21 protein-coding genes are annotated in these 22,918 nt (G+C 41.6%); 8 read left to right on the top strand and 13 right to left on the bottom strand.

Annotated features, from left to right (window positions below; genetic code table 11):
* Window positions 1-8: 8 nt before the first annotated feature.
* The 4 genes from ABJG98_RS04915 to ABJG98_RS04900 all read right to left on the bottom strand — a co-directional run bounded on the left by ABJG98_RS04915 (window position 9) and on the right by ABJG98_RS04900 (window position 6,099).
* On the bottom strand, window positions 9-2,474 hold the full coding sequence (locus ABJG98_RS04915) for a ligase-associated DNA damage response DEXH box helicase (RefSeq protein ID WP_348278365.1): 2,466 nt from the start codon (window positions 2,472-2,474) through the stop codon (window positions 9-11).
* A 74-nt stretch (window positions 2,475-2,548) separates the two neighbouring features.
* A complete protein-coding gene (locus ABJG98_RS04910; RefSeq protein WP_348278364.1) occupies window positions 2,549-4,939 on the bottom strand; it encodes a sodium-translocating pyrophosphatase in 2,391 nt (796 codons plus the stop codon).
* 97 nt (window positions 4,940-5,036) lie between these two features.
* Entirely contained in the window at window positions 5,037-5,726 is a 690-nt protein-coding gene (folE, locus tag ABJG98_RS04905; protein WP_348278363.1) for a GTP cyclohydrolase I FolE, read from the bottom strand.
* Window positions 5,689-6,099: a 6-carboxytetrahydropterin synthase gene (locus tag ABJG98_RS04900; protein ID WP_348278362.1), complete on the bottom strand. Its 411-nt coding sequence runs from the start codon at window positions 6,097-6,099 to the stop codon at window positions 5,689-5,691. The genes folE and ABJG98_RS04900 overlap by 38 nt, the downstream gene beginning before the upstream one ends.
* 103 nt (window positions 6,100-6,202) lie before the next feature.
* On the opposite strand from ABJG98_RS04900, the gene ABJG98_RS04895 reads away from it, so the two are divergent.
* Complete coding sequence (locus ABJG98_RS04895) at window positions 6,203-6,859, top strand: phosphoadenylyl-sulfate reductase (RefSeq protein WP_348278361.1); 657 nt, start codon at window positions 6,203-6,205, stop codon at window positions 6,857-6,859.
* Window positions 6,860-6,973: 114 nt separating this feature from the next.
* The gene (locus tag ABJG98_RS04890) at window positions 6,974-7,894 is read left to right on the top strand and encodes an NAD-dependent epimerase/dehydratase (RefSeq protein ID WP_348278360.1); all 921 of its coding nucleotides are present in this window, start codon (window positions 6,974-6,976) and stop codon (window positions 7,892-7,894) included.
* Here the strand turns inward: ABJG98_RS04890 and ABJG98_RS04885 are convergent.
* From ABJG98_RS04885 to fahA, 3 genes are all read right to left on the bottom strand, one after another.
* Window positions 7,891-8,628, bottom strand: coding sequence for a class I SAM-dependent methyltransferase (locus ABJG98_RS04885; protein WP_348278359.1), 738 nt, complete (start codon window positions 8,626-8,628; stop codon window positions 7,891-7,893). The genes ABJG98_RS04890 and ABJG98_RS04885 overlap by 4 nt on opposite strands.
* Window positions 8,629-8,707: 79 nt before the next feature.
* Window positions 8,708-9,592, bottom strand: a complete 885-nt coding sequence (locus tag ABJG98_RS04880) for a flavin reductase family protein (protein ID WP_348278358.1) — start codon at window positions 9,590-9,592, stop codon at window positions 8,708-8,710.
* An 82-nt stretch (window positions 9,593-9,674) separates the two neighbouring features.
* Window positions 9,675-10,943, bottom strand: coding sequence for a fumarylacetoacetase (gene fahA / locus ABJG98_RS04875; RefSeq protein ID WP_348278357.1), 1,269 nt, complete (start codon window positions 10,941-10,943; stop codon window positions 9,675-9,677).
* A gap of 122 nt (window positions 10,944-11,065) precedes the next feature.
* Here fahA and ABJG98_RS04870 point away from each other — a divergent pair, with 122 nt between their 5' ends.
* Window positions 11,066-13,732 (top strand): valine--tRNA ligase, encoded by a 2,667-nt coding sequence (locus ABJG98_RS04870; RefSeq protein WP_348278356.1) that lies wholly within the window; start codon window positions 11,066-11,068, stop codon window positions 13,730-13,732.
* Window positions 13,733-13,888: 156 nt separating this feature from the next.
* On the opposite strand, the gene ABJG98_RS04865 is transcribed toward ABJG98_RS04870, so the two are convergent.
* From ABJG98_RS04865 to ABJG98_RS04855, 3 genes are read right to left on the bottom strand one after another with little or no spacing between them, the layout of a single operon-like run.
* Complete coding sequence (locus ABJG98_RS04865; protein ID WP_348278355.1) at window positions 13,889-15,115, bottom strand: alanine dehydrogenase; 1,227 nt, start codon at window positions 15,113-15,115, stop codon at window positions 13,889-13,891.
* The gene (tsaE, locus tag ABJG98_RS04860; protein WP_348278354.1) at window positions 15,099-15,530 is read right to left on the bottom strand and encodes a tRNA (adenosine(37)-N6)-threonylcarbamoyltransferase complex ATPase subunit type 1 TsaE; all 432 of its coding nucleotides are present in this window, start codon (window positions 15,528-15,530) and stop codon (window positions 15,099-15,101) included. Before tsaE ends, ABJG98_RS04865 begins: the two co-directional genes overlap by 17 nt.
* Window positions 15,527-17,077, bottom strand: coding sequence for a bifunctional response regulator/alkaline phosphatase family protein (locus tag ABJG98_RS04855; protein WP_348278353.1), 1,551 nt, complete (start codon window positions 17,075-17,077; stop codon window positions 15,527-15,529). Before ABJG98_RS04855 ends, tsaE begins: the two co-directional genes overlap by 4 nt.
* A 45-nt stretch (window positions 17,078-17,122) precedes the next feature.
* On the opposite strand from ABJG98_RS04855, the gene ABJG98_RS04850 reads away from it, so the two are divergent.
* From ABJG98_RS04850 to ABJG98_RS04835, 4 genes are all read left to right on the top strand, one after another.
* Window positions 17,123-18,355 carry an HD domain-containing protein gene (locus ABJG98_RS04850; protein ID WP_348278352.1) on the top strand — a complete coding sequence of 411 codons (1,233 nt, stop codon included), beginning with the start codon at window positions 17,123-17,125 and terminating at the stop codon, window positions 18,353-18,355.
* A 2-nt stretch (window positions 18,356-18,357) separates the two neighbouring features.
* The gene (locus ABJG98_RS04845) at window positions 18,358-18,936 is read left to right on the top strand and encodes an ATP-binding cassette domain-containing protein (RefSeq protein ID WP_348278351.1); all 579 of its coding nucleotides are present in this window, start codon (window positions 18,358-18,360) and stop codon (window positions 18,934-18,936) included.
* Window positions 18,937-19,057: 121 nt separating this feature from the next.
* Window positions 19,058-19,516 (top strand): hypothetical protein, encoded by a 459-nt coding sequence (locus ABJG98_RS04840; protein ID WP_348278350.1) that lies wholly within the window; start codon window positions 19,058-19,060, stop codon window positions 19,514-19,516.
* Between the two features lie 93 nt (window positions 19,517-19,609).
* On the top strand, window positions 19,610-20,110 hold the full coding sequence (locus tag ABJG98_RS04835; protein WP_348278349.1) for a hypothetical protein: 501 nt from the start codon (window positions 19,610-19,612) through the stop codon (window positions 20,108-20,110).
* 61 nt (window positions 20,111-20,171) lie between these two features.
* Here the strand turns inward: ABJG98_RS04835 and ABJG98_RS04830 are convergent, their stop codons facing one another.
* A complete protein-coding gene (locus ABJG98_RS04830; RefSeq protein WP_348278348.1) occupies window positions 20,172-20,537 on the bottom strand; it encodes a hypothetical protein in 366 nt (121 codons plus the stop codon).
* Window positions 20,538-20,723: 186 nt separating this feature from the next.
* On the opposite strand from ABJG98_RS04830, the gene ABJG98_RS04825 reads away from it, so the two are divergent.
* The gene (locus tag ABJG98_RS04825) at window positions 20,724-21,302 is read left to right on the top strand and encodes a hypothetical protein (RefSeq protein ID WP_348278347.1); all 579 of its coding nucleotides are present in this window, start codon (window positions 20,724-20,726) and stop codon (window positions 21,300-21,302) included.
* Here ABJG98_RS04825 and nspC read toward each other — a convergent pair.
* Both nspC and ABJG98_RS04815 read right to left on the bottom strand, forming a co-directional pair.
* A complete protein-coding gene (gene nspC / locus ABJG98_RS04820) occupies window positions 21,299-22,414 on the bottom strand; it encodes a carboxynorspermidine decarboxylase (protein ID WP_348278346.1) in 1,116 nt (371 codons plus the stop codon). The genes ABJG98_RS04825 and nspC overlap by 4 nt on opposite strands.
* The gene (locus ABJG98_RS04815; protein WP_348278345.1) at window positions 22,411-22,917 is read right to left on the bottom strand and encodes a DinB family protein; all 507 of its coding nucleotides are present in this window, start codon (window positions 22,915-22,917) and stop codon (window positions 22,411-22,413) included. The genes nspC and ABJG98_RS04815 overlap by 4 nt, the downstream gene beginning before the upstream one ends.
* Window position 22,918: the final 1 nt, after the last annotated feature.

Below are 22,918 nucleotides of genomic sequence, written 5' to 3'. Positions count from 1 at the left end.
GATCAAATTTAGTCTGATCCAATAGATCGTTCAAGTTGCATCTGCATTTTTAAAATGCGATCGGTTACATCCTCCGAGCTTAGACGTTCTCGACGGATCATATCCACTAAAATTGGAAAGGCAAAGGGTGTCGGTTTTTGCGTCTCTTTTAGAATGATCTTTTGGTTATTGATTCTTCTTATGGCTTCCATAAACCGAGATTGATCCAACTGCAAGGTCATCACCTCTTCCATAGATTGTTTCAAAAGCAAGTTATTCTCATCATATTCCTGAAATGCTTTATATAATATTCCGGAAGATGCTTGTAAGTGTCTTGCTTTTATATTTTTTCCAGGGTAGCCTTGAAAAATTAATCCTGCAATGGTTGCCACATCTCGAAATTTTCGCTTTGCCATTTCTGTCATATTAATTGACTCATTGATATCCTGGTAGATATTCTCTTCAGAAAACAGGTCGAGTTCTAAGCCCTCTTCGATTGCTATCACTTGATCTGAAAGTAACTCAAATCCGTAATCATTCATTGAAATAGAAAAGGTGATTTTTTGTAGTTTACTCATTCGATAAGCGACCAGTCCTGCCAAAACCTCATGCACAAACATGCCTTCGAAAGTGAAAAAGAATAGATGATGACCATGCTCAGTTTCCACTTTTTCAATCAATAGTGATTTATTATCCGGGATCACAGACATTTTATTCTGCAGATCTAGGATCGGTTTTATCTTCTTGAGTTCAACATCCTGATAATCGCCTTCTATGGCTCGTTGAAGCTTTTCTCTTATTTGGTCTGACAGCAATGAAGATAAAGGCAATCGACCGCCTCCCCATGAGGGGGTTAGTCCGCTTTTGCGTTTGGATTTTTTTACTAATACAGTTAGGTCTTTGATCATCATAAACTCCAGATTCTGACCGGCAAACCAAAAGGTATCTCCAGGATTTAGCTTGGAAACAAAGCTTTCTTCAACAGTGCCCAGATGTCCACCGGAGATAAATTTCACACTCATAGCCGGATCACCTACAATGGTGCCTATTGAAAGTTTATGGCGCTGGGCAGCTCTGCTATTTATAATTTTATAAACTCCATCATCATTATATACCCGAGAAAATTCATCGTACTCTCCAAGTGTTCTTCCCCCTGTCGTTATAAATTCCAATGCCCAATTCCATTCATCTGCATTTAAAAGCCTGTAGCAATAAGTTTGCTTAACCTCTTCAAGGATTTCCAGAGGCTTAAATCCTCCACTTACTGACAGTGTTACTAAATACTGGATTAATACGTCCAGACACTTTTCTAAAGGCTTTCTTTGCTCAAATTTTTCTTTTTCAATTGCGGTTCTCAGCGCCGCTCCTTCAATTAGCTCAAGCGAATGTGTAGGCACAAAAAATATTCTGCTAAGTTCACCTGGACCATGTCCACTTCTCCCAGCTCGCTGCTGAAAACGTGAGACTCCTTTTGGTCCGCCAATTTGAATAACTGTATCTACAGGCCTGAAGTCAACTCCTAGATCAAGGCTTGAGGTGCATACAACTAGTTTTAATTTTCCTTCATGCAGTGCATCTTCCACCCAATTTCGAATGTGTTGATCCATGGAGCCATGGTGCATTGCGATGACTCCTGCTAATCCAGGAGCTTCTTTTAAAATTGCCTGGTACCAAAGTTCTGTTTGTGAGCGGGTATTTGTAAAAAGTAAGGTGGTATTGCTGTTCTTAATAATAGGCAGAACTTTATCGATCAACTTGACCCCTAAATATCCCGACCATGGAAACTTTTCAACCTCATCTGGCATGATAGATGAGACTTCAATTTTCTTTTCGATGTTCGATTTGATTGAGATTGCATTTTTATAAAGGTCTTCTCCCATCAATACTCGTTTGGCTTGTGGCAAGTTTCCAATGGTGGCGGATATTCCCCAGACTTTAAGACGGCCCTCCGTTAGCTTCTTAATTCTAGAAATGGCAAGTTCTGTAGCCACTCCACGTTTAGTTCCTATTAGTTCATGCCATTCATCTACAATGATGCTTTTGACATTCTTAAGGTAATTGGGATAGTCGCTTTGACTAAGCAATACATGAAGGCTTTCTGGAGTAATTACCATTGCCTGGGGTGCCGTTTTCTTTTGCTTTTGGCGTTCCGTCGAAGTGGTGTCTCCTGTGCGTAGACCTATTTGCCAACGAACATCGATATCATCACAAAAAAGCTGCATGGCACTCTGGATGTCTTTAGCTAATGCTCTGAGAGGAGTTATCCAGAGTATTTGAACTTCAGGTTTTACATCATATGGTTCATTGTTTTTCAAAAACTCTAGCACACATGGAATCCAAAGTGCGTAGGTCTTACCTGATCCCGTGGGCGCATTTAACAATCCACTTTTACCAGATAAATAGGCTTCCCACGTCTTGCGTTGAAAATCAAAAGATTTCCATTTTTTGGACTTAAACCAATTCGATGCAATTTGAAAAAGTTCGTCGTTAGACATGGATGGAAGTTACGTAAAGGCATAAAAAAACCCCGACTCTGATGCCGAGGTTTTTAATGTATATCCTTTGATATTTATTTCTTCATTGCATCAATTTGAGCCTTAACAGCTGCTTTGTCTCCGACAAGTGTGTCTACTTTTGTCATCGCTTCTGCATTTTCCATTACTGTATAAGTTACAATAGCTTGTACCTGTCCATCTTCTAATGACTTCATTTCAACTTTGAATTCCTCGGTTACTTTAGTCATCTCTTCCATAGGCTCTTCTTTTTCAACCACAACAATCGCAGCTTCTTCACTGGCACCATGACCTGAACCGTATACCTCTCCCAGGATTGGCGCAATTACCAGTCCGACAAGACAAGTCAATTTGATGAGAATATTCATGGATGGACCAGAAGTATCTTTGAATGGATCGCCAACTGTATCCCCTGTTACTGCAGCTTTATGAGCTTCAGATCCCTTGTAAGTCATTTCTCCATCAATCTCAATTCCAGCTTCGAATGATTTCTTCGCGTTATCCCATGCGCCACCAGCGTTGTTTTGGAAGATTGCCCAAAGCACACCAGATACAGCAACACCAGCCATATAGCTACCAAGTGCTTCTGGACCCATCAAGAAACCAATAAGAATTGGAGCAGTAATTGTAATTGCCCCAGGAAGCATCATTTCTCTCAGAGCTGCTTTAGTAGAAATATCAACACATTTACCATATTCAGGCTGACCAGTTCCTTCCATAATCCCTGGAATTTCCTTAAACTGCCTTCTTACCTCTTTCACCATTTCCATGGCCGCTTTACCCACTGACCTCATGGCCAAAGCAGAGAATACAACTGGAATCATACCTCCAATAAATAGTGCAGCGAGAACGTCTGCTTTGAAGATATTAATTCCATCAATTCCAGTGAATGTTACGTATGCAGCAAACAATGCCAATGCTGTTAATGCAGCAGAGGCAATTGCAAATCCTTTCCCAATTGCAGCGGTAGTGTTTCCAACTGAATCAAGAATATCTGTTTTTTCTCTTACATCGTCTGGCAGGTCGCTCATCTCTGCGATACCTCCAGCATTGTCAGCAATTGGTCCAAATGCATCAATTGCCAACTGCATAGCAGTGGTAGCCATCATTGCTGATGCTGCTATACCTACTCCGTAGAAGCCAGCTAGCTCGTATGCCCCCCAGATCGCACCGGCGAAAAGAAGAATTGGGGCGAATGTTGAAATCATTCCGGTAGAAAGCCCGGCGATGATGTTTGTTGCTGCTCCTGTAGCAGAATTTTGAACGATATCTACAACTGGTTTTTTTCCAAGACCTGTGTAATATTCTGTGAAGTACGAGATAAGTCCACCTACTGCAAGTCCAACTAGAACTGCTCCAAATACATTTCCAGAAGTCACTGTTAAGTTTCCTTCACCAAAGAAGGCCATTGTCATTTCCGCAGGAAGGATGAGATCAATTAGGAAATAACATGCAACAGCAGTTAAAATGATTGATCCCCAGTTTCCTTTATTCAATGCCGCTTGTACTTGAGGTTCTTTTGCATCATTGCTTGATATTTTGACAAGGAGAGTTCCAAACAATGAGAAAACAATTCCAAGACCAGCGATCACTAGTGGAAGAAGGATTGGTCCAATACCATTGAATTCATCAGTGATGGATCCACCCATATCTCTAATAACATAGTTACCAAGTACCATTGAAGCTAATACTGTTGCTACATAGGATCCAAAAAGATCGGCACCCATTCCAGCTACGTCTCCTACATTATCTCCTACATTATCGGCAATTGTCGCAGGATTTCTTGGATCATCCTCAGGAATACCGGCTTCAACCTTACCTACAAGGTCAGCTCCAACGTCTGCAGCTTTAGTGTAAATTCCACCACCTACTCTGGCGAAAAGTGCAATCGACTCGGCACCCAACGAGAAACCAGCGAGCGCTTCAAGTACTACTGTCATATCATTTACTCCATTTACCGTCCATTGTCCGCCCATGAAGAATTGAAACAGGAATATAAAAAGAACACTTAATCCGAATACAGCAAGTCCTGCAACTCCTAGTCCCATTACTGTACCTCCAGTAAATGATACTTTCAATGCCTGAGGAAGGCTGGTTCGTGCGGCTTGAGTTGTTCTTACGTTAGCTGCAGTAGCAATTCGCATTCCGATGTTTCCTGCCCATGCTGAGAAGAAAGCACCTATAACAAAAGCAACGATGATAAACCAGTGAGTGGTCTCTACCATCATTGAGATCACACCAAGAAGAACTCCGGCGATCACTACAAAAATTGCAAGTATTCTATATTCTGCGCTAAGAAATGCCAACGCCCCTTCTCTGATGTAATTAGCAAGTGTTTGCATCTTTTCATCACCAGCATCTTGCTTGTATACCCAGCGAGATTTGATGATCATCACAAGAAGCCCTAAAAGACCTAGAGCGGGCACTAAATAGATTAATTTATCCATGATTTTTTAATGGTTTTCAAAAACAGTGCGCAAAGATAGGTCATCAGAGTATTATAGAAAACCCTAAAACGAACTAGAAAAGAAGGATTTTTTTGACTTAGTCTTTAGTCTCTGTATTGATGTAGTTCAGGAATTCATTTTTGATTTCCTGGTTTTTGAATTTACCATCGAAAAAAGCAGTTCCTGTTCGGCTATTGGTGTCATTTACACCTCTTGAGGATACACACATGTGCGATGCATCCATTACTACCGCCACATCATCTGTTTGAAGGATAGACTTCAATTCATTTCCAATCTGAACTGTCAAGCGCTCCTGAACCTGAGGTCTTTTCGCGAAGTACTGCACAATTCGATTGATTTTGGATAACCCTATTACTTTACCACTTGAGAAGTACGCAACATGTGCCTTTCCATAAATAGGAACAAAGTGATGCTCACAATGTGAGTAGAATGTAATATCCTTCTCGACAAGCATCTCGTTGTAATTGTACTTATTATCAAATAGACGAATCTTTGGTTTGTTGGCTGGATTAAGACCAGAAAAAACCTCCTCCACGTACATTTTAGCTAAACGTTTTGGTGTTCCGGCTAAGGAATCATCTTCAAGGTCGAGTCCTAAAATTTGCATAATCTCTTTGAAGTGTTTTGAGATTAATTCAATCTTTAGTTCATCGTCCTGCTCAAAAGCGTCTGGTCGTAGTGGTGTATCATATGACGTTCCCACATGATCTTCTCCAAATTCATCAACCTCAGGCTGGATATTCAACGAAGTTTCTTTCTGTTTCATAAAGTTTTATTTTCATCTCGTACCTATCTTCTATCTCAGGCCTCAAAAGGTCATAGATGACTTTGACGATGTTTTCTGCTGTTGGATTCAATTTTTTAAATTCGGTTACATCCAAATTCAAGTTTTTATGATCAAATCGATTGAGGACTCGCTCTTTAATAAGATCACTCAATTTTTTCATATCATAAACATATCCGGTATCAGAATCAACTTCTCCGGTAAGACTTACGATTATTTCATAATTATGTCCATGCCAATTCGGGTTGTTACATTTCCCAAATGTCTCATCATTCATCTCTTCGCTCCAATTCGGATTATATAACCGATGTGCCGCATTAAAATGTTCCTTTCTATTGACAGTGACTCTGTGCATGTTGCAAAAATACTGGAACCTTTAACAACCCTCTTTGCAAAGATGTTTCGCATGGCTATGAATTTATTTCATTCTGACATTGTTTTGCCTTGAACTTGATCCTATGGAAATATCAGAAATCGCTAAAAAAATAGCTGAATACCGATCTGAAAGAAAACGACTATTTACTACTTCCTCCTTTCAAACTCACAGTATTCCCATGCTTCATATTTTGAGTGAAATAGACAATTCTATTCCTGTATATTTTATTAATACAGGATATCTATTTCCCGAGACTGTTTCGTTTCGAGATGAAATTGCAGAACTGTTTGGACTCAACATTATAGATCTAAAGCCCAACACCCCAAAGTTTATGCAGCGTGAAGCTAACGGTAAGTTGATGTTTACAACAGATCCTGATCATTGCTGCTACCTGAACAAGACTCAACCGATGGAATCAGTATTGGCCAGTCATGATGTGTGGATCAATGGCGTGCGTGGCGATCAAAGTGCTGTGAGAAAAGCAATGAAAGTAGAGCAGCCTGCTCCTTTTGACAGCATCCGATTCCATCCTATGTTGGATTGGGACAATCGAAAAGTTTTCGCCTACATAAAAGAACATGATTTACCCAAGCATCCACTTGATGCTAAAGGTTACATAAGTATTGGATGTGAGCCATGCACCAGAAAAATGGATCTGGATATGCAAGAACGTGAGGCCAGATGGTTTGGGCTCAATAAAGTAGAATGTGGGTTGCATACGGATTTAATAAAGCAATAATCCCCCTTTGAAGGAGGTGTGTCGGCAGGAGTTGTTGGAGGGGGATGTAACACCCCTGTAGGCTAGAAGGGTCGAACAGCCTCAAGGGTCAATTTTTAAAACTTAATTTGAATAATGAAAGTACTTATTACCGGTGGAGCCGGGTATATCGGAACTAAGCTAGTAAAGCATCTGGTGTCTGATCATGAAGTTGAGGAGATCATTGTCTATGACAACCTGAGTAAAGGTCATCATAACTTCTTTCTTGGAAAGGATTATGAGAACAAGGAGAAAATTCAGTCTGTAAGAGGTGATATTCTGGACACACGACAACTGAAAAAGTTAATGAAAGATGTGGATGTCGTTGTACACCTTGCAGCTATTGTGACGACTCCATTCGCCAACACTGACCCACACTTTTACGAACAAGTCAACCACTGGGGAACTGCGGAGGTGGTTTACTGCGCTGAAGCATCTGGTATTTCTAAATTCATTTACTTGAGCAGTACGTCAGTTTATGGTGCGAGTGAACAAATCGCTAATGAAGCAACAACACCTGCTCCATCTACTTTTTATGGTATTTCTAAGCTACGCGGTGAAGAGCATGTCAATCGTTTGGCGCAAAAGAAAAATGCCATCAACATTAGAGGTGGCAATGTGTATGGCTACAGTAAATCTATGCGTTTCGACGCGGTTATCAATCGTTTCATGTTTGATGCCAACTTCACCAACCGTATTCAGATCAATGGGAATGGTAAGCAGTCTCGAGCCTTTATCCACGTAGATGCACTTTGTCATTCGCTCTCGCAGGTGGTGATTAAGGATGTGCAAAGTGGAACATACAATCTGGTGGATAAGAACTTGCAGATACTGGACTTGGTGGATGTGTTGAAAGAGATTTATCCGTCACTGGAATTTCTATTTACCAACCAGCACATGAATTTGCGTGAATTAAAGATCAGCCCTGATAGCCAATTATTTGATCAGATCGAACCATTTGATGCAAAGGAATTAAAGGCTGAATTGGAAGAGTTTAGAGAGCGATTTGCTTTTTAATTCAACCTCCCGGCTCGCATAAATACAGGAAATGTAATTTTTCGCTTACCATAATCCCAAAGCTTTTCAAGGTCCGCTTTTAGTTGATCTATTGGACTATGACCATTTGCCTTGATAAAGTGTTGTACAGCTGACCAGGTACTAATATATCCCGTGAGTTGATCCAATGACAACTCATTTTTGATATCGAAGTTATCCTCCACTTGAATCTCAGTGTATGGAAAAGGGATGGTCTTATAATTTTCTTCTATGTGATTTCTCTCAGCGTCCCAATATGGCTTGGTCACCTTCCAATAAAAATCCTGAATGATTTGACCGACAATTCCTTCTACACGAACCAGTCCATAACCTAAAAGAACGACCGCTCCATTCGGTTTCAGCACTCGATTTACTTCTTTATTAAACTTTGCATGATCAAACCAATGTGCTGCTTGTGCTACAGTGATCAGGTCAAAATGCTGGTCAGGGAAATTGGTTAGCTCTGCTGGTTGTTTAGAATATTCGATGTTTGGCTTGGAAGTAGCATTTGCTAATTGCTTTTCGCTAATATCTGTGGCATATACTTTTGCAAAATACTCAGCAAGTGCTACTGCCAACTGCCCATTGCCAGTGCCGCAATCCCAGCAAGTTTCATGAGTAGAGGTAAGTGAAAGTAAGAAGTCAATTAGCTTTTGCGAATACATCGGACGAAACTTTGCGTAATCATCCGATTGGGTGGAGAAGTTGTCTTTCATAGATTAGTAAATAGAGGATGAGTTAATTAGTGATTAATAAAACCATTAATCGCTAGTTTACTGTTTAACTAAACACTAGTTAATGCATCATCAACACCTTCCATGCAGTATCTACTTCACCTTCATTCAGCAAATCAGCAGCTAGCTTATGAAGTTCCAGATGGATGTTTTCGTCATCATCAAATGAATCGAGGATGGAACGAACTTCAGGCTCATTTTCAAAATCTTTTACTTCTTCTTCGGTTGGTAAAGCTTCTACATTGCCCAACTGGCCCAAGTGATTGCCTGTAAGGACCGTACTCGTTCTAATTCTATCAGGTATTTGGTCTACGCCTATGCCCATGGTTGTCAAAGGTTTGGTTACTTCAAATATAGCATCTCCGTTGGCTCTGGAATACCAGTTCCCTCCCATTCTAGCCACCAGGTCAATTTTATTTGGATTGATCCTACCATTTTCATCCAAAACGTGATCAGCAATGTGCATCAAAAGCACCTCGCAAATCACCAATTGCCCGGCTCCTCCTTGCTCTCCCAGCGACTTCACCTCAATCACTTTACATTCGAAGGAAACTGGCGCTTCTTTCACCCTTGGTGGCTTTACAAGTTCAGACTTGACTTCCGTAAATCCTGCCTTCACAAACTCATTCACTCCTTTTTCATACTCCGTACTGCTGAGTGACATCTGTTGGACCATATCATATGAAACTACATTTACCACCACCTCTGCATGCTCTTTCACATTTTCCAACGTATGCTTTGTTGTGTTATCTCTTCCTCTTCTTGCTGGAGAGAAAATCATCACCGGAGGGTTGGCACTGAATACATTGAAGAAACTAAACGGGCTCAGGTTTACATTTCCTTCTTTGTCTATGGTGCTGGCAAAGGCAATGGGTCGTGGAGCTACTGCGCCTAGCAAGTGACCATGAAGTTGAGGAACGGGTATGTCTTTCGGGTCGATTGTCATGATAATCTTAATTTAGGATGTGGATGAGATTCTCGAAACCTACTTTTCTAATGTCCGTTTCGACAGGCTCAATGTGACAACTTTATTTTGCTGGCAACACTTTCGTACTCACCTCTCCAAAACCAATTCGCACTCCATTATGTTCACTGTGCCCCCGCATGATTACGGTATCACCATCCTGGATAAACTTTCGTTCGCTTCCATCAGGCATTGTCACCGGCTTGGTTCCTCTCCACGTGATTTCCAGCATCGAGCCAAACTGACTTGAATCCGGCCCGGAAATGGTACCACTGCCGTACATATCGCCTGTTCGAATATTGCAACCATTTACCGTCTGGTGCGCCAGCTGTTGCGCCATGTTCCAATACATGTATTTGAAGTTGGACTTACCAACCACCTTCTCTTCAGAACCATTTGGCTGGATTGCCACCTCCAGGTTGATGTCGAAATGCCTATTTCCTTCGTACTGCAAATAAGGCAGCACGGGCGGGTCTTGCTTGGGGCCAGGAATTCTAAATGGCTCCAATGCATCCAGGGTCACAATCCATGGAGAAATGCATGATGCAAAATTCTTGGCTAAAAATGGCCCAAGGGGTACATATTCCCACTTTTGAATATCTCTTGCAGACCAATCATTGAACAGTACCATCCCAAAAATGTGATCCTCAGCTTCTTCGATTGGAATGGATTCTCCCAACTCATTTGAGCCACATGTGATGAAAGCAGTTTCCAATTCAAAGTCCAACAGCTTACATGGACCGAACACCGGTGGCTCATCGTCATTAGGCTTCTGCTGTCCTTTCGGACGGTGAATAGGAACACCTGATTCAATGATTGAAGACGATCGACCATGATAACCAACCGGGATGTGTTTCCAGTTGGGCATCAGTGCATTGTCAGGATCACGGAACATGCAGCCAACATTATAAGCGTGCTGTTCACTGGAATAAAAGTCCGTGTAATCTCCAATCTGAATAGGAAGGCACATTCTCACCTTATCATTGTCGTACAAGAGAGAGCCAATGGCATAATGACTTCTCAGTTCTTCGTTTCCTTCCTGCAATAGTTCTGAAATTCGATTTCGAACTGCTCGTCCCATCGTTTTACCCAGATTTAAAAATCCATTTAGCACTTCATTATCAAATATGCTTTCCGGCAATCCCAAACCATCCAATAAACCATGTTCCTGTAAACCCATCAGATTTACTATTTTATCACCTATCGCTACACAAGCTCGCTTTTTGCCGCTTTCTTTGAAAATACCGAACGGTAAATTTTGAATAGGGAAGTCAGAATTGGCGGGTACTTCTACCCATGATTTTAGGTTTGGATTATTTGCTGGTATTTCCATTTTGTTTTTTTTATTCCGGTACTGCAAATATGCACGTCATAATTACATCCACAAAGAGGTAAAGAAGCAAGAGAGCTGCTAACTTTGCGGCTTCAAAAAAATTAACGAGATATAGCGCACTCATGAGCATTTCCGCACAATACGACCCGACCAAAGTAGAAGACAAATGGTATCAGTACTGGATGGATCAAAACTTCTTTCATGCCGCACCTAAAACCGGCAAAGAAGCCTACACGATAGTGATCCCTCCACCAAACGTCACAGGTGTCTTGCACATGGGGCATATGCTCAACAATACCATTCAGGATGTACTTATCCGAAAAGCTCGGATGGAAGGTAAAGAAGCCTGCTGGGTTCCAGGTACGGATCATGCATCTATTGCAACTGAAGCGAAAGTTGTTCGAATGCTACGCGAGCAAGGCATCAAGAAATCGGATCTCTCCAGAGAGGAATTCATGAAGCACGCCTGGGAGTGGAAAGAAAAATACGGAGGCATCATCCTTGAGCAGCTAAAGAAACTAGGAGCCTCCTGCGATTGGGAGCGTACCAGTTTCACCATGGATCCAAACTACCACGATGCAGTGATCAAGCAGTTTGTAGACCTATACAAGAAAGGCTACATCTATCGCGGATTGCGCATGGTCAACTGGGATACCGAAGCACAGACCACTATTTCTAATGAGGAAGTGATTTATAAAGAAGATGGTGAGCAAGCAGTTCTCTATTATGTAAAGTATCAAATTAAAGACTCGGATGAGTTTGTGACAATTGCTACGCAGCGACCAGAGACTATCATGGGTGATACCGGTATAGCCGTAAATCCCAGTGATGAGCGATTCAAGCATCTAATTGGGAAAAAGGCATTGGTTCCATTCATCAACCGTGAGATTCCAATCATTGGGGATGATTATGTAGAGTTAGATTTTGGTACTGGATGCCTGAAAGTAACACCAGCGCACGATCCCAATGACTATGAGATAGGTCAGCGACACAACCTTGATACGATTGATACCATCAATCTCGACGGTACATTAAATGAGAAGTGTGAGATTGATAAATATGTAGGCGAAGATAGATTCAAGGTTCGCAAGATGATCGTTAAGGATCTGAAGGCTAATGAGATTTTAGTAAAAGAAGAAGAATTCATCACGAAGATTGGACGCTCCGAGCGAACCAACTCGGTAGTAGAGCCCAAGCTTTCCTTGCAGTGGTTCATCAAAATGAAAGACATCTCCAGACGAGCGCACAAAGCTGTGATGGATGATGAGATTCAGCTTTTCCCGGCGAAGTTTAAGAACACCTATAATCATTGGATGGAGAATGTACGCGACTGGTGTATCTCCCGTCAGCTCTGGTGGGGTCAGCGAATTCCCGCCTACTACTTTGGTGAAGGTGAGAATGATTATGTAGTTGCGCACAACACTGAGGAAGCGATTGAGGCAGCACAAAAAGCAACCGGAAACAGTAGCCTGACTGCAAATGACTTGAGACAAGATGAAGACGTATTGGATACATGGGCGTCTTCCAACTTGTGGCCAATTGCCGTGTTTGATGGATTCAATGACAAGTGTTTTGATAAGGAAACGGGCAAGATTGACAAGAGCAAGAATGAAGAGCTGAGCTTCTTCTACCCTACTCAAACGTTGGTAACTGCACCGGAAATCTTGTTCTTTTGGGTGGCACGCATGGTGATTGCGGGATATGAATACCTGGATGAGAAGCCATTTGAGAATGTATACCTAACCGGAATCGTTAGAGATAAACAGCGCAGAAAGATGTCCAAGTCGTTGGGCAACTCGCCTGATCCATTGGATCTGATCAAGCAATACGGCGCGGATGGTGTACGAACAGGCATGCTGTTTAGTTCACCTGCCGGAAACGATTTGTTGTTTGATGAAAAGTTGGTGGAGCAAGGACGAAACTTCTCTAACAAGGTCTGGAATGCGTTCCGATTGGTAAAGGGATGGGAAATCAGTGATGCAGAACAACCGGCCATAAACACACAAGCCATCACATGGTTTGAAAATAAGCTCAACAAAGCGTTGACCGAATTGGAAGATCACTTTTCTAAATTTCGGATGTCTGATGCATTGATGACGACTTACAAGCTGATCTGGAATGACTTCTGCAGTTGGTATCTGGAATGGATCAAGCCGGAGTATGGTCAGCCAATTGATGTGAAAACACATGTGGCCACTATTGAGCTTTTTGAAAAAGTATTGAAACTGCTGCACCCATTCATGCCGTTCATTACCGAAGAGCTGTGGCATGAGCTGAAAGAACGTAAAGATGGTGCGGCTATCATTGTAGCAGAGTGGCCAAAAGCCGAAAGCTTTGATGACGCTGTACTGAAGCAAGCTGATCTGTTGTTTGAGATTACTTCGGGCGTTCGAAACATCCGAAACTCAAAAGGAATCTCGCCCAAGGAAGCGCTTGAGCTAACAACAGATTCAAAAGCTATTGCAACTATTGGTGAGTCCTTACAAAAGTTGGGCAACCTCTCAGCAATTAAAAGCGGAGACAAGCCTAACAATGCCTTCAGTTTTGTGATTGGTTCGGATGAGTTTTTCATTCCAGCGTCTGAGAACATTGACATTGAGGCGGAAAAGAGGAAGATCGCAGAAGAGCTGAATTACACCAAAGGCTTCATGAAGTCTGTAGAGAAGAAGCTATCTAACGAAAAGTTTGTGAGTGGCGCACCCGAGCAGGTAGTAGCCATGGAGCGCAAGAAGCTGGCTGATGCTGAAGCGAAGGTGAAGACGTTAGAGGAGAGTTTGGCGGGGCTTTAGCGATTGGTTGATGGTGACTGGTAGATAGTCAAAATCATCCTCGCACGTCATTCCTGATGTACCGAAGGGAAATTCAGGAATCTTTGGCTTTGATAAAGCTTATCTGGAAGATGCCGGATCAAGTCCGGCATGACAAAAAGAATAAAGATACTGACCTCAAATCCTGGCCGCCATAAATAAACTTATATCCTTAAACGCCATATTGAAGCGCTTGGCAAGTCCCAGGTTGGTCAGACTGCCCTTGTAGGAGTATACGCCCTTTTGTAGCCAAGGATGGGTATAGATCATCTCGTCAAAACCTCCACAGTCGCCTGCTTCCTGCAAGATCGGTGTGAAGATGTTTGAGATCGCTAAAGAAGCAGTCCGTGCGACTCTTGAAGCGATATTCGGCACACAGTAGTGCGTTACATCATGCTTGACAAAGACGGGTTTCTTGTGATTGGTTAGCACGGATGTCTCAATACAACCCCCCTGGTCAATACTCACGTCGATGATTACTGCCCCTGGCTTCATGCTCATCACCATGTCTTCGGTCACCAACATTTTGTTACGTCCTTTTTCAAAGCGCACAGCACCAATGAGTACATCTGCTTCACGTACTTCTTTAGCAAGCAATGCTTCATCATAAGTAGAGGTATAGATTTCCTGTCCGAGTACGTGCTTCAACCGGCGCATCTTGTAGATCTGATTATCAAACACACGCACCTCGGCACCATGGCCTAAAGCTGCCCGAGCGGCAAACTCTGCCACTGTTCCTGCACCAATAATCACCACGCGTGTTGGAGGGACTCCTGTGATCCCGCCTAATATCACCCCTCTTCCGTCATTGGCACTGCTTAAATATTCGGCGGCAATCACCATCACAGTGCTGCCTGCCACTTCACTCATGGCACGTACCAGCGGAAGACCTCCTACTTTGTCTTGTATGAATTCATACCCAATAGCAATCAACTTCTTCTTGTTGATGGCCTCCAGATACTCCGCATTTTGCTTGCCTGCCTGAAATGCTGAGATCAGCGTACTGCCGGGTTTCATCAGTTCAATTTCCTTAAGTGTAGGTGGCTCTACTTTCAATATCACATGACACTCAAACACTTCTTTTGCGCTATAGGCTATCTTGGCGCCAGCTTCACTATACTCTTTGTCTGAAAAGTTGGCTGAGTCGCCAGCACCTGATTCAATAAGTACTTCATGTCCATTCGCTACCAATACTCCAACTGAAGACGGCTTGATAGGCATGCGCTTCTCCTGGTCAGCTACCTCCTGAGGTACGCCTATCTGCAAAGACTTATGCTTTTTCGAAATCTTGGCAGGTGCTTCCTGCGGATATAGGGTCTGTTCCTGCGCCAGCTTCGCAAATCCGGATTTAGACGATTCGTTCATTAGGTTGTGCTGTTAGTGATCGGGTTTTATCACCTACTAATTTAATGCTTATTTGGAGGTATTCATCAGGCAAAAGCGGTTCAATAATCGCTGGCCATTCCAACAAACATAAATTTCCGGAAAACAAATAATCCTCTACGCCTATATCTATAGCTTCCTCCATGTCCTTCAATCTGTAAAAATCAAAGTGATAAATATCAGTTCCATTTCCAGTTTGATACTCATTGATGATGGAGAAGGTGGGTGAGCTCATTTCATCCTCAACTCCCAATTCTGTGCATATTTTCTTGGTCAATGTGGTCTTGCCTGCTCCCATTTCCGCTTCAAAACACCAAACTTTGATGTGGCCAAAATTGCTAATCAGCTTACGCGCCACCTCATTCAACTCGTCTTCATTATAATTCGCTATTGTCATTTGTTTGCCAGCCTAATGAATGGAATCATGATTTCTTCCATGGAAATACCTCCATGCTGAAAGGTGTCTTTGTACATGCGGACATAATGGTTGAAATTGTTAGGATAAGCAAAAAAATGATCGTCTTTGGTGAAAACATAGGACGTGCTCACGTGCTCTTTGGGCAGTCCTAACTTTTCTGGTTCACGCGTGAAAAACAGGGATTTCTCATCAAAAGCCAGATTCCTCCCAACCTTATATCTCAGGTTAGTATTCGTATTCCGATCTCCCACAATTTTTTGAGCTTTATTCACTCGGATGGTTCCATGATCAGTTGTGATCATCACCTTCACCTTTTTATTCGCAAGCTCTTTAAGTGTGTCATACAATGATGAGTGCGTAAACCATGATTTGGTCAACGAACGGTATGCTGATTCATCAGGAGCCAGCTCACGTATCATTTGCATGTCGGTACGTGCATGGGAGAGCATGTCTACAAAATTGAAGACTATTGCGTTTAGCTTGTTATTCATCAGATTAGGAATGTTCTCACTTAGCTGCTTTCCTTCATCTGCACGTAATATTTTATGATAACTGAAGCGCTCTTTTACTTGATTGCGTGCCATGTTTGATTCAAGCAGCTCGCTCTCCTTCATGTTTTTTCCTTCATCGATTTCCTCGCCAACCCACAAATCTGGGTAACGTCTCGCAATCTCCAAAGGTGTCAATCCTGCGAAAAGTGCATTTCGAGCATAAGATGTTGTCGTTGGAAGAATGGAGAAATACATCTCCTCAGAATCAATGCTAAAAAGTTCCGCTACTTCCGGCTCAATCATTTTCCATTGATCGTATCTTAGGTTGTCAATTACAATCAGGAAAACCGGCTCCTCTCCTACTTCAGGAAAAACCTTATGCTTCAATAGGTTATGTGAAAGCAAGGGCCGTTCGATATCTGGGTCTGTGATCCAATCTTCGTAATTGGAGGTGACAAAATCTGCAAAATTCCCATCTGCTTCCACCTTTTGTGCATTCAGCACTTCCACCATGCTCTTATCTTGTGTTTCGTCGAGCTCTAGCTCCCAATAAACTAATTTGCGATAAATTTCCATCCAGTCATTGTGATCCTGAGCATCCATTACGCCCATGGATAGCTGTTGAAAATCCTTTTGATAACCTTGGTTGGTCTTTTCAGAAATGATGCGCTTGTTGTCCAAAATCTTTTTAACAGAAAGTAATATCTGATTGGGATTCAATGGCTTTATGAGGTAATCGGCAATCTTTGCACCTATGGCTTCCTCCATGATCTCTTCTGCCTCATTCTTGGTAATCATCACCACGGGAAGGTTTGGATGTGTGGATTTGATGTAGTTCAAAGTCTCCAAACCTGTCATGCCAGGCATATTCTCGTCCAAAAACACAATATCAAAATAGTTATGGTCAATTTCCTCTAACGCATCGGCGCCACTGTTTACAGGGGTGAGTTGATATCCTTTCTGTTCGAGGAATAAAATGTGAGGCTTTAGGAGCTCAATTTCATCGTCCGCCCATAAGATTTTAAATTGCTGCATTAATTCGGTTTTAGCATTGGTTTGCTAAGTAAATCACAAACGCTGTTGAACAAAAAGAAAATTCTAAATGATCCGGTTTACGGATTCATCAATATACCCAACGATCTCATTTTTGACATCATAGAGCATCGTTATTTTCAGCGGCTGAGGCGAATAAAACAGCTCGGACTGACTGACCTTGTCTATCCTGGTGCACTTCATACACGTTTTCATCACGCGCTGGGCGCTATGGATCTGATGCGTAGAGCTTTGAATGCGCTTCAAGAAAAAGATATAGAAATCATCGATGAAGAAAGGCAAGCAAGCATGTTGGCGATTTTGCTCCATGACATTGGACATGGTCCTTTTTCACACACCTTGGAATTTTCGCTATTCAAGCATGTACACCACGAACAAGTGGGTGTATGGATGATGGAGCGTTTAAATAAAGAATTTAATGGAGCCCTTGATCTAACCCTCAGAATTTTTAAGGATGAATACCACCGTCCATTCTTCCATCAGCTTGTATCCAGTCAATTGGATATTGATAGGCTGGATTATCTAAAGAGAGACTCCTTTTTCACGGGAGTCTATGAAGGCTCCATCGGATCTGAGCGCATCATTAAAATGCTAAATGTAGTTAGTGAGCAACTTGTTGTAGAGGAAAAAGGAATCTACAGTATCGAGAATTTCTTGAGTGCCAGAAGATTGATGTATTGGCAGGTATATCTACATAAAACTGCGGTTAGTGCAGAGGTCATGCTTATTGAGCTTATCAAGCGAGCAAAAGAACTCACACAAGATGGGGAAAAAGTAATGGCTACTCCTGCCTTAGCGATTTTCCTGGAACAGGATATTACAGAAACAGATTTCATCGATGACCAAGACATATTGGAAGTCTACTCCATCTTGGATGACAATGACATTTGGGGATCAATCAAGTTCTGGCGTGATCACAGTGATGTAGTGCTCCGCTCGCTGAGTGAAATGCTTCTTGATCGCAAGCTGCTAGGTATTTCATTTTCTAATGATCCAATCGGTCGGATAGTTACGGACGACCTGATTAAAAAAGTCATGAAGCTCTATGGTGTTTCTGCGCATGAGGCCGGCTACTTTATGAAAACTGGCTCCGTGAGCAACTCAGCTTACATCGCTTCCGGGCAGTCTATTAAGATTTTGAGAAAGCATGGAGATGTCGTAGACGTGGCAGAAGCGTCTGACCTTCCCAATATTAAAGCCATGAGCAAAATTGTAACCAAGCACTATCTCTGTGCACCGAAAGCCCTATTTAACGATTGAAGATGATTATTACCGGAGAAGATATAGGAAAGAAATTTGGTAAAACCTGGATATTCAGAAACCAAAACTTTGAAATCCAATCGGGAGAGATCACTTCCATCACAGGAAAGAATGGTTCCGGTAAGTCAACCTTACTCCAAATCATCGCGGGGTATCTCACCCCTAGTCAAGGAACTATATATGCCAATGGAGATCAGATTGATGAACAAAAGCACCATTCGGTATTTATCGGACCATACACTGAGGTTATTGAAGAATTTACGCTTAAAGAATTTCTAAATTTTCATCAGCAATTTAAGAAACCTGTTTGCAGCATTGAAGAAATGGCCAATTCTGCATCACTGCCTTTAGACAAAATGATCGGAGACTTTTCTACGGGCATGAAACAACGAACCAAGCTGATTACCGCTTTTTTCTTTGAGAATGATGCCATTTTCATGGATGAACCTACATCCAATTTGGATGATGAAGGTTTTCAATGGTGGAAGGATCTACTAAAAAAAATAGACCAACGTCTGGTTATTATAGCCTCTAATGATCAGGAGGAGATTAAATGTTGCTCAAAACAGCTTAATCTTTAAAAAAAAGCCAGTCGGCGAATAATTTCGTTTGGTTTTTCCTGTTAAGTAGGTATAAAAGTGAAAAAGTCCTACTTTTGGACAGAACTTATATCTAATCAGACAATACTTAGATTCAAATTTTATGAAACGATTATCAAACTTACTTGCTGCCTTAGTTTTTGCTTCCTTAGTTATTTTTATGTCTTGTGGCGGTGGTGGTGATGATCCAGCTCCAGATCCTTTGATTGCTAAAGCGGAAAACCTTACAGTGGCTTGGTCTCCAACTGCTGTAAATGATCCGGACGGTGTGAATCAATTGAGCACTTGGAGCAATTTTACACTTACATTTAGTGGAAATGAAAGTGGAGGAACTTATAGCACTGGTTCGACTACACCTACAGGTTTTGAAGATGTTTGGCCAGCTTCAGGTAGCTGGGTATTCGCTGACACTGACGGTGAGGTAATTACTAGAGATGGAAGTCTAACGATCAATGTGACAGCACTGAGTGCTACTCAACTTACGTTGGAGTTTGATTTTCAATCTTCGGCAAGGACTAGTAGTATTGATGGAGAATGGACATTTTCATTCTCTCCTAATTAAATCCACTGCATTATAAAAAATCAAGGGTAACGAGAGTTACCCTTTTTTTGTGTCTATTTCATATAATAGCATGCAATTCAATATCTTTGCACCGTGCTTATCGAAGAAAAATACTTCCCGCAGGATAAGAACTACCTGCTCAAATCCGTTCAAGCATTTTCAAAAGAAATCTTATTAGATCAGTGGCTCCAGCAAATTCTTGCTTCGTATAGCATGCAGCACAATCCCATGGGACTCGAAGATGATTTCATCATTGAGCTGAAGAAGAAAATATCACTAGCTAAAGAATTACTAGAAGACAATTACGACATTCTAGCTGCTATCTACCGTCACAACCATGCAGACAATCAGTTGGAAATTATGTGGGATGGGCGCTCACACATGGAAGCCTATGATTCAGACTGGAAAGAGATGTATGCGGATTGGATTCAGCAAACTTCATTAATTAAAGACATTCAGCGTCCCATCATCAAGTATGCTGTTTCAGAAGGTGGGATAAATCACACGTTTCTTAAGCAATCCATTCGCAGAGCTATACTTTCTCATTTTAATTTAAGGATAAGGTCTCAGATGCTTTACCAAGCGAGTGCCTAAGCTTTAACTTTTAGAATAAAAACACCTCTACAATCCACTCGAGGGGGTAATTACCTTATCGTTAATGCTTCATCTTGCAAACCTTGCAAAACTTTTGTTTTCCGGGTGGGCGTTTCTTAGGCGGCCGTTTGTGACCGAAGTAGGATGGATCAGAATATTCAGGCTTCTTGGCAAGCTTCTCTTCTTTTGCCTTTTTTTTAGCAACCTTCTTAATCCGCTTACGGAAAGCAGCAACTTCTTCTGCCTTGGTTGAACGATGTGGATCCGTTTTTTTCTTCTTCAAAAATGAAAAAAAACTCTTCTTCTCTTTTTTCACCGCCTGATATTGAGGTTTCGGAGGTTTGGGTGCCTCAGTACTTCGTGTGTTTTGTCCAAAAGCAACCCCAGACAAACACAATACAAAAATGATTAAGTAGATTTTTTTCATAAAAACCAGTTCCTACTTCAAACGTAGACTGAATAATTTATTGCCAAAACTGCTAAAAGATTCCTTCCAATCATAAAAATGGTTAATCTTTTGCTAGAAGAAGAAAGAAGACCAACAAACCATTTTAATTTTCCGTTCGTTATCAATGCTCCATGAAGAGCCAGTAATCAATTTAACCTCAACAACTTGAAGAAATTATTGTTTTGCCTCTTGTTTACTTCAACCCTTTTCGCGCAGGCACAGATTGTCCGTGAATCCGTTTTGATTGGAAAAATGGAGAAGGGTGCCGAGTTAATGGCGCTGGGAAAATATGATAGTGCACAGGTCTTGTTTCAATTCGTGCTTCAAAACATGGAGAAGCTCCCATCTGAAATGGCTTATTTCTTTGGTCGTAATAGCTATCACACTGGAAAGTATAAGCAGAGCATCAACTGGCTGAATAAGTATATCCAGTTAAAAGGAACCAAAGGAAGATATTATGAACCTGCCATTCAGTTTCTGCAATTCGCTGAGGACGAATACCTGAAGATCCAACGTTCCAGGTCTGAGCAATTTGAAAAAGATCTGGAATCTGCCGAATATGATTGTGGAGGCTTAGAAAAAATGCTCTGCCCCGTGTGTCACGGTTCTGGAGTAGTAGTGCAAGCTGGAATTTTTGATGAAGTTTATAAAACCTGTCCTTATTCGCTTGGCGAAGGCTATTTATCTTGCGAAGAATATAATCTCTTTATGCGTGGTGATCTTGACCCAAAGATTGGCAACTAAGAAAGACGGTTTTTAAAATCGTGATATCCAAACTCACGTATTAATTCAAATTCCCCATTTTTCCGCACGATGCCAATGGACGGATGTTTTACGCCATTGAATGTACTGGTCTTAACCATGGTGTAGTGGATCATGTCTTTGAAGATGATAGAATCGCCAGCCTTGAGTGGAATTTCAAACCAATAATTCTCAAGGAAATCACCAGCCAGACAACTAACTCCTCCCAATCTGTATGGATACCAACCCTCTGTTTTCTCTTCTGATCCATTTGCTAGCTGAGGACGATACGGCATCTCCAGACAGTCGGGCATGTGACAAGTAAAGGAACCATCAAAAATAGCAGTCTTCTTTCCGCCGTTTTCAACCACGTCTAAAACAGTAGTATGTAGATCTCCTGTCTGCCACGCAAAGGCACTTCCAGGTTCAAGAATTACATCCACACTATGTTTCTTTCTGAAATCGGTAAGCAGATTAATTAAATGGTCAACGTCATAGTCTTTTCTTGTCATCAAGTGTCCCCCGCCCATATTTATCCATTTGACGTGCGGTAAAAAGTGACCAAACTTTTTCTCAAAAGAAGCCAACACATTTTCCAATGCATAAGAATTGGATTCGCACAGAACATGGAAGTGTAGGCCTTCTATCCTGGCCGGGAGTTTTGTTAAATTCTTTTCTGAAATACCTAGCCTGGAAATTGGACTTGATGGATTGTATAAATCTGTTTCAACGTCGGACCACTCTGGATTCACTCTCAACCCAACGCTTACACTATCTGGGACTAGATCTATAAACTCATGATACTGATTTAATGAATTGAATGTGATGTGTGAAGAATTTGATGCAATCTCTTCAAACTCATCGGACGAATAGGCGACACAATAGGTGTGTGATTTAACACCCATCTCCTCGTTGCATAATTTCACTTCGTTGAGCGAGCTGGCTGTTGCACCATTTACATACTGTTTTATCTGAGGAAACGCACTCCACATGGAAAAGCCTTTGAAAGCTAGAATAATTTCTATTTCAGCACTTTTCTGTACTTGATCTATGAGCTTGAGGTTTCGGATGAGCTTATTTTCATCCAACACAAAACATGGGGATGGAATTTTCACTTAGTATATCGTTCTTGAATCACGTTCATATGATGAATCAAATGTCCGGAGATTATGTATCCCAGCATCTCTACTGACATCTCTACTCCACTGGCGACTCCAGTTCTTTCTCGCATACCTTCATTAAAAGATGAAAACATATCTACGGTTGCGGCTCTTACATTGGTAAACTCAGTAAGCATGTTATAAATGGTACGATCATCAGCTTTTGCTTCTGGCACATAAATATTTTGATCAAAGCCTGAAAGCTCCGTCTTGTCATTTCTGGCAAATCGTAACGCGCGATAAGCAAATACTCTTTCTGAATCAATCAAATGAAGGATGATATCCTTGATACTCCATTTATCAGGCTCATATTTATACAAGCCTTGTTGCTCGGTAAGGCTTCTACAAAAAGTGATGAAGTCATCTCCTGACTTCAGTAGAAGTGGTACAAGATCACCATTTCCTGCTGCTTTGATGTATCCTCTATAGAATTCGGGAACTTTCTCTAAATCAACCATC

It is taken from the genome of Ekhidna sp., assembly GCF_039960695.1.
Classification (GTDB): domain Bacteria; phylum Bacteroidota; class Bacteroidia; order Cytophagales; family Cyclobacteriaceae; genus Ekhidna.
Note: the sequence above shows the minus strand (reverse complement) of the source record. Positions and strands in the feature narration are given on the sequence as shown.

Coding starts and splice junctions, on each gene's coding strand:
- ABJG98_RS04915 (WP_348278365.1), bottom strand. CDS start 2,474: ATGTCTAACGACGAACTTTTTCAAATTGCATCGAATTGGTTTAAGTCC.
- ABJG98_RS04910 (WP_348278364.1), bottom strand. CDS start 4,939: ATGGATAAATTAATCTATTTAGTGCCCGCTCTAGGTCTTTTAGGGCTT.
- folE (WP_348278363.1), bottom strand. CDS start 5,726: ATGAAACAGAAAGAAACTTCGTTGAATATCCAGCCTGAGGTTGATGAA.
- ABJG98_RS04900 (WP_348278362.1), bottom strand. CDS start 6,099: ATGCACAGAGTCACTGTCAATAGAAAGGAACATTTTAATGCGGCACAT.
- ABJG98_RS04895 (WP_348278361.1), top strand. CDS start 6,203: ATGGAAATATCAGAAATCGCTAAAAAAATAGCTGAATACCGATCTGAA.
- ABJG98_RS04890 (WP_348278360.1), top strand. CDS start 6,974: ATGAAAGTACTTATTACCGGTGGAGCCGGGTATATCGGAACTAAGCTA.
- ABJG98_RS04885 (WP_348278359.1), bottom strand. CDS start 8,628: ATGAAAGACAACTTCTCCACCCAATCGGATGATTACGCAAAGTTTCGT.
- ABJG98_RS04880 (WP_348278358.1), bottom strand. CDS start 9,592: ATGACAATCGACCCGAAAGACATACCCGTTCCTCAACTTCATGGTCAC.
- fahA (WP_348278357.1), bottom strand. CDS start 10,943: ATGGAAATACCAGCAAATAATCCAAACCTAAAATCATGGGTAGAAGTA.
- ABJG98_RS04870 (WP_348278356.1), top strand. CDS start 11,066: ATGAGCATTTCCGCACAATACGACCCGACCAAAGTAGAAGACAAATGG.
- ABJG98_RS04865 (WP_348278355.1), bottom strand. CDS start 15,115: ATGAACGAATCGTCTAAATCCGGATTTGCGAAGCTGGCGCAGGAACAG.
- tsaE (WP_348278354.1), bottom strand. CDS start 15,530: ATGACAATAGCGAATTATAATGAAGACGAGTTGAATGAGGTGGCGCGT.
- ABJG98_RS04855 (WP_348278353.1), bottom strand. CDS start 17,077: ATGCAGCAATTTAAAATCTTATGGGCGGACGATGAAATTGAGCTCCTA.
- ABJG98_RS04845 (WP_348278351.1), top strand. CDS start 18,358: ATGATTATTACCGGAGAAGATATAGGAAAGAAATTTGGTAAAACCTGG.
- ABJG98_RS04840 (WP_348278350.1), top strand. CDS start 19,058: ATGAAACGATTATCAAACTTACTTGCTGCCTTAGTTTTTGCTTCCTTA.
- ABJG98_RS04830 (WP_348278348.1), bottom strand. CDS start 20,537: ATGAAAAAAATCTACTTAATCATTTTTGTATTGTGTTTGTCTGGGGTT.
- ABJG98_RS04815 (WP_348278345.1), bottom strand. CDS start 22,917: ATGGTTGATTTAGAGAAAGTTCCCGAATTCTATAGAGGATACATCAAA.